Annotated in this window: 6 protein-coding genes; 4 read left to right on the forward strand and 2 right to left on the reverse strand. The window is 67.1% G+C overall.

The window, feature by feature from the left end:
• Positions 1 to 326 precede the first annotated feature (326 nt).
• Together VF662_RS06080 and ada are read right to left on the reverse strand one after the other, a co-directional pair.
• A complete protein-coding gene (locus VF662_RS06080) occupies positions 327 to 764 on the reverse strand; it encodes a DUF2171 domain-containing protein (RefSeq protein WP_464138904.1) in 438 nt (145 codons plus the stop codon).
• Positions 765 to 811: 47 nt separating this feature from the next.
• The gene (gene ada / locus VF662_RS06085) at positions 812 to 1,861 is read right to left on the reverse strand and encodes a bifunctional DNA-binding transcriptional regulator/O6-methylguanine-DNA methyltransferase Ada (RefSeq protein WP_464138905.1); all 1,050 of its coding nucleotides are present in this window, start codon (positions 1,859 to 1,861) and stop codon (positions 812 to 814) included.
• 171 nt (positions 1,862 to 2,032) lie between these two features.
• On the opposite strand from ada, the gene VF662_RS06090 reads away from it, so the two are divergent.
• The 4 genes from VF662_RS06090 to atpD form a co-directional block, all read left to right on the forward strand.
• A complete protein-coding gene (locus tag VF662_RS06090) occupies positions 2,033 to 2,587 on the forward strand; it encodes a F0F1 ATP synthase subunit delta (RefSeq protein WP_464138909.1) in 555 nt (184 codons plus the stop codon).
• Between the two features lie 2 nt (positions 2,588 to 2,589).
• On the forward strand, positions 2,590 to 4,119 hold the full coding sequence (gene atpA, locus VF662_RS06095; protein ID WP_464138906.1) for a F0F1 ATP synthase subunit alpha: 1,530 nt from the start codon (positions 2,590 to 2,592) through the stop codon (positions 4,117 to 4,119).
• Positions 4,120 to 4,224: 105 nt separating this feature from the next.
• A complete protein-coding gene (locus VF662_RS06100; RefSeq protein ID WP_464138907.1) occupies positions 4,225 to 5,109 on the forward strand; it encodes a F0F1 ATP synthase subunit gamma in 885 nt (294 codons plus the stop codon).
• 89 nt (positions 5,110 to 5,198) lie between these two features.
• Positions 5,199 to 6,468 (forward strand): F0F1 ATP synthase subunit beta (atpD, locus tag VF662_RS06105; RefSeq protein WP_464138908.1); only part of this gene is annotated, 1,270 nt, incomplete at its 3' end.

Below are 6,468 nucleotides of genomic sequence, written 5' to 3' on the forward strand. Positions count from 1 at the left end.
GGCGGGGGAGGAGGCGGAGCCTTCGTCTTGCCCTTCGCATTCCCGAACAACGTTCCGAGGCTGAGCCCCTGCTGAGCATAGGCGTCGCCCAACGGCACCATGACGACCGCCAGCGCGGCTGCCGCGAATATATATCCCTGCTTCACTTCCCCTGCCCCCTTTAACGGCCGTGAACTGGTCCAACTGGTCTTTACGCGAGTCTCACCCTCTATACGTTTACGATACATTGAGCAAGATTTTTGCGGCCCAGCTCAAGCATTTCTGCCCGGTCCGGCATTAACCATGATATCCCGAAATCCGATCGGAGCGCTTAGCCGCCGCGCCGGTCAGCGCGCCGTATCGCTCTCCGTCGCCGGGTTCGGATCGGCGGTCGAGGGATCGTCCTGATAGGCGAGGCCTCGGAACAGAACGACGATGGCGATCGCGACCAGGATCGCAAGCACCAGCCAGGGGAGCCAGCTTCCCTTCTTCCCCTCCGTAGGGCGCGGGGCCGCGGCCGCCGTCGCCGCCGAAGCCGCCGCTGCCCCTCCGCCATGCGTGTGCGTGGTCCAGGTCTCCCAGGCGACCGAAGCGGTGCGGTTGAGGTGCACATGGGTGTCGACATGGTCGATCCAGTCGGCCGGCACGTGATGATGCCCGGGCCCGCGCTCGCCGGCGCTGCGCACCGCGATCACGTCGCCTTCGACGCGCTCGACCGTGCCGACCATCCCGCCGTCGGAGCCGAGCACCTGCTGGCCGCTTCTCACCTCGCTTAATCCGTTCATCGCGCGCGTCCCCTTTTCTGCTTGTCCGCGCAATGTCCGGCGCCGGCCTATTGTTCCGGAGCCGTCCAGCCTTCGCGGGCGAGCAGGGCGGCTTTCCGCTCAAGCCCGTAGGCGAAGCCGCCCGCCGATCCGTCGCCCCTCCGGGCGCGGTGGCAGGGGATGAGGATTGCGACGCTGTTGGCGCCGCACGCGGTCCCCGCCGCCCGGGCCGCGCCGGGCTTCCCGGCGCGCGCCGCGAGCGCCGCATAGCTGAGGCTCTCGCCCGGCGGGATCCGGCTGAGCTCGCGCCACACCGCCTGCTGGAAAGCGGTCCCGCGCACGTCGAGCGGAAGGTCGTGCGGCCGCTCCGGCGCGTTCACCGCCCTCACCGTCCGCTCGACCAGTTCCGACAGCGCCTCACCGCCCTCCTCCACCGCGGCGTTGGGGAAGCGGCGGCGAAGGTCCTCCTCGTCCTCGTCGAACGAGAGCCGGCAGATCCCCTTCTCCGTCGCCGCCACCAGCATCGTCCCGAGGTCCGTCTCAGCCCGCGCCCAGCGGATCGTCTCGCCGCGCCCGCCGCCGCGCCAGACGGACGGCCGCATCCCGAGCCGCTCCTTGGCGTCGGCATAGAAGCGCGCGGGGCCGGAATAGCCCGCCTCGTAGATGGCGTCGGTCACCGTTCCGTTCCTTTCGAGGCTGTCGGCCATTTGGCGCGCCCGCTTCTCGCGGAGGTAGGCGGCAGGCGTCACGCCCGTCGCCCGCTTGAACAGGCGGTGGAAGTGATGCGGCGAATAGCCCGCCGCCTCGGCCATCTCCGCCAGCGAGGGGGCCTCCTCGGCCGCGTCGAGCAGCGCAAGCACCCGCTCCATCGCCGCCGCTTCCCGCGTCACCTCGTCGGGCCGGCAGCGAAGGCACGCCCGAAGCCCCGCAGCCGCCGCTTCGGCGCCTGAAGCGAAGAAGCGGACATTCTCCCGCCTCGGATGCCGCGCCGCGCAGGACGGGCGGCAATAGATGCCGGTCGTCAGCACCCCCGTCACGAACCGTCCGTCAGCGCCCCGGTCCCGTGCCGTCACCGCAGCCCATGCGGCCTCTTCGTCGATCCTGTTTTGCAGCTCCATAGGCTCTCTATATCCCTGCCGAAGCGGGCAAACATCCCGAAGCTTGCGATCAAACCGATCGCCTTCTTGCATCGCAGCAAGGCCCCTGCTACGGCGCCGCCGACCCTTCAGGAGGCCCTTCGCGGCCTCTTTTCGCATGGGGCAAAATCCGATCTGGGAGTTGTGGCGCGCGTGGAGAATTCCGGCGGCATTCAGGCAAGTTTGGCGGGGCGCTACGCAACCGCTTTGTTCGAGCTGGCACGCGACGAGCGGCAGCTGGAGGCGGTCTCCGGCAGCCTCGCGACTTTGCGCCAGGCGCTTCGCGATTCGGCGGACCTCAACGAGCTGGTGACGAGCCCGCTCATCTCGCGCGAAGACGCCGCCAAGGCGATCACCGCAAGCGCGGGCGCGATGCGGCTCGATCCGATCACCTCGAACTTCCTCGGCGTCGTCGCCCAGAACCGGCGCCTCGCCCAGCTCCCGCAGATCGTCCGCGCCTTCAACATGCTCGCCGCCAATCACCGCGGCGAGACCACGGCCGAAGTCACCTCCGCTCACCCGCTCACCGACGATCAGGTGAGCGCGTTGAAATCGAACCTGAAAACCCGTCTGGGCCGCGATGTCGCGGTTGATCTCAACGTCGATCCCACCATCTTGGGCGGGCTCGTCGTCAAGGTCGGCTCGCAGATGATCGACGGCTCCATCCGAACCAAACTCAATTCCCTCGCGCACGCGATGAAAGGCTGAACATGGATATCCGCGCCGCAGAAATTTCGAAGGTCATCCGCGACCAGATCGCCAGCTTCGGCAACGAGGCCCAGGTCAGCGAAGTCGGCACCGTGCTGTCGGTCGGCGACGGCATCGCGCGCATCCACGGCCTCGACAACGTCCAGGCCGGCGAGATGATCGCCTTCCCGAACGGCATCCAGGGCATGGCCCTCAATCTCGAGGCGGACAATGTCGGCGCCGTGATCTTCGGCAACGACAGCGCCATCCGCGAAGGCGACACCGTCAGCCGCACCGGCACCATCGTCGACGTCCCCGTCGGCAAGGGGCTGCTCGGCCGCGTGGTCGACGGCCTCGGCAACCCGATCGACGGCAAGGGCCCGATCGAAGCCACCGAGCGCCGCCGCGTCGAAGTGAAGGCTCCGGGCATCATCCCGCGCAAGTCCGTGCACGAGCCGGTGCAGACCGGCCTCAAGGCATTGGACGCGCTCGTCCCCGTCGGCCGCGGCCAGCGCGAGCTGATCATCGGCGACCGCCAGACCGGCAAGTCCGCCGTCGCGCTCGACACGTTCATCAACCAGCGTGCAGCGAACCAGGGCACGGACGAGAGCCAGAAGCTCTACTGCATCTACGTCGCCATCGGCCAGAAGCGTTCGACGGTGGCCCAGATCGTCCGCGCGCTCGAGGAAAATGGCGCGATGGAATATTCCATCGTCGTCGCCGCCACCGCCTCCGAGCCGGCCCCGCTCCAGTTCCTTGCGCCCTATACCGGTTGCACGATGGGCGAATATTTCCGCGACAACGGAATGCACGCCGTCATCGTCTATGACGATCTGTCGAAGCAGGCCGTCGCCTATCGCCAGATGTCGCTGCTTCTGCGCCGTCCGCCGGGCCGCGAAGCCTATCCGGGCGACGTCTTCTATCTCCACTCGCGGCTCCTGGAGCGCGCGGCGAAGATGAACGAGGATAACGGCTCGGGCTCCTTGACCGCACTGCCGATCATCGAGACCCAGGCGGGGGACGTGTCGGCCTACATCCCGACCAACGTGATCTCGATTACCGACGGACAGATCTTCCTCGAGACCGAGCTTTTCTACCAGGGCATCCGACCGGCCATCAACGTCGGCCTTTCGGTCAGCCGCGTCGGCTCCGCTGCCCAGACCAAGGCGATGAAGAAGGTCGCCGGCTCGATCAAGCTGGAGCTCGCCCAGTATCGCGAGATGGCCGCCTTCGCCCAGTTCGGCTCCGACCTCGATGCCTCGACCCAGCGCCTCCTCAACCGCGGCGCGCGCCTCACCGAGCTCCTGAAGCAGCCGCAATTCCAGCCGATGCCGGTGGAAGAGCAGGTCGTCTCGATTTTCGCCGGCGTGAACGGCTTCATCGACACGGTGCCCGTCAACCAGGTCGTCCGCTTCGAAAGCTCGCTGCTCGCGCACATGCGGAGCGATCATGGCCAGGTGCTCGGCAAGATCCGTGACACCAAGACGCTCGACGACGAGACTGCGGGCCAGCTCAAGTCCATCGTCGGCGATTTCGCCAAGAGCTTTGCGTAGGAAATACCGTTCGTCCTGAGCCTGTCGAAGGACTGTCCTTCTTCAGGCAAAGGTAAAAGGCAGGGCTTCGACAAGCTCAGCCCGAACGGATCGAGGAACTAGGAAATGGCCTCTCTCAAGGCACTCAAAGGGCGGATCGCCTCGGTCAAATCGACCCAGAAGATCACCAAGGCGATGAAGATGGTCGCCGCCGCCAAGCTCCGGCGCGCGCAGCAGGCGGCCGAGGCCGGCCGTCCCTACGCCACCCGCCTCCAGGAGGTGATGGCGAGCCTTGCCGGCCGCGTCGTCATCGGTCCGCAGAGCCCGAAGCTGCTCGCCGGCACCGGAAAGCAGGACACGCACCTGCTCGTCGTATGCACGTCGGACCGGGGCCTTGCCGGTGCGTTCAACTCGAACATCGTCCGCGCCGCCCGCAAGGCCGCCGACGATCTCCAGCGCCAGGGCAAGACGGTCTATTTCTACCTGGTCGGCCGCAAGGGCCGCGCGGTGATCAGCCGCCTCTTCCCGCGCCAGATCGTCCACGATTACGACACGAGCGGCATCAAGCAGGTGAGCTTCGCCGACGCCCAGGCGATCGCCGCCGACATCGTCGAGCGCTACACGACCGACGGTATCGACGTCGTCCACCTCTTCTGCGCCCGCTTCCAGTCGGCGCTGGTTCAGGAGCCGACCCAGCAGCAGTTGATGCCGGTGCCGATGCCCGCCGCCGAGGCGGCTCCCGCCGGCGGCGTCAGCGCCGCCGTCGAATATGAGCCGGACGAGGAGGACATCCTTGCCGAGCTGCTGCCGCGCAACGTCGCCGTCCAGATCTTCCGCGCGCTTCTCGAAAATGCCGCGTCCGAGCAGGGCAGCCGGATGACCGCGATGGACAACGCCACGCGCAACGCCGGCGACATGATCAACCGCCTCTCGATCCAGTACAACCGCACCCGCCAGGCCGCGATCACGACCGAGCTGGTGGAAATCATCTCCGGAGCCGAGGCGCTTTAGGAACAATCAGCTCCCCGGCGAAAACCGGGCACAGAACGAACGTAGGACTGGACCCCGCCCTTCGCCGGGGAACAAGAAGGAAGACTAGAATGCTTGAGCCTGAGACCACGACCCTGGAGCGCACCGCCGCCACCGCCCCGGTCACCAACAATGTCGGCCGCGTCGCCCAGGTGATCGGCGCCGTCGTCGACGTAAGCTTCGACGGCAATCTGCCGGAGATCCTCTCCGCGCTCACCACCGACAATAACGGCAGCAAGCTCGTGCTCGAGGTCGCCCAGCATCTCGGCGAGAACACGGTCCGCACGATCGCGATGGACTCGACCGACGGCCTCACCCGCGGCCAGCCGGTGATGGACACCGGCTCGCAGATCCGCGTGCCCGTCGGTCCGATGACGCTCGGCCGCATCATGAACGTGGTCGGCGAGCCAATCGACGAGCGCGGTCCGATCGGCGCCACCGACAGCGCCCCCATCCACGCCGAGGCTCCGCTCTTCGTCGACCAGTCGACCGAGACCGCCATCCTCGTCACCGGCATCAAGGTGATCGACCTGCTCGCGCCTTACGCGAAGGGCGGCAAGATCGGCCTGTTCGGCGGCGCCGGCGTGGGCAAGACCGTGCTCATCCAGGAGCTGATCAACAACATCGCCAAGGGCCATGGCGGCACCTCGGTGTTCGCCGGCGTCGGCGAGCGCACCCGCGAGGGCAACGACCTCTATCACGAGTTCCTCGACGCGGGCGTGATCGCCAAGGACGCGGACGGCAACCCGACCCCCGAGGGCTCCAAGGTCGCCCTGGTGTTCGGCCAGATGAATGAGCCGCCGGGCGCCCGCGCCCGCGTCGCGCTTTCCGGCCTCACCATCGCCGAATATTTCCGCGACCAGGAGGGCCAGGACGTGCTCTTCTTCGTCGACAACATCTTCCGCTTCACCCAGGCGGGTTCGGAAGTGTCGGCGCTCCTCGGCCGAATTCCCTCGGCCGTGGGCTACCAGCCGACGCTCTCCACCGACATGGGCGCGCTCCAGGAGCGGATCACCTCCACCAACAAGGGCTCGATCACCTCTGTGCAGGCGATCTACGTGCCCGCCGACGATCTTACCGATCCGGCGCCTGCCACCTCCTTCGCCCACTTGGACGCCACCACCGTGCTGTCGCGCGCGATCTCGGAACTGGGCATCTACCCGGCCGTCGATCCGCTCGATTCCACCAGCCGTGTGCTCACCGCCCGCACCGTCGGCCAGGAGCATTACGACACCGCCCGCCGAGTCCAGGAGATCCTGCAGAAGTACAAGTCGCTTCAGGACATCATCGCCATTCTCGGCATGGACGAGCTTTCCGAAGAGGATAAGCTCACCGTCAGCC

Source organism: Allosphingosinicella sp. (assembly GCF_036387215.1).
In the GTDB taxonomy this organism is placed as follows: domain Bacteria; phylum Pseudomonadota; class Alphaproteobacteria; order Sphingomonadales; family Sphingomonadaceae; genus Allosphingosinicella.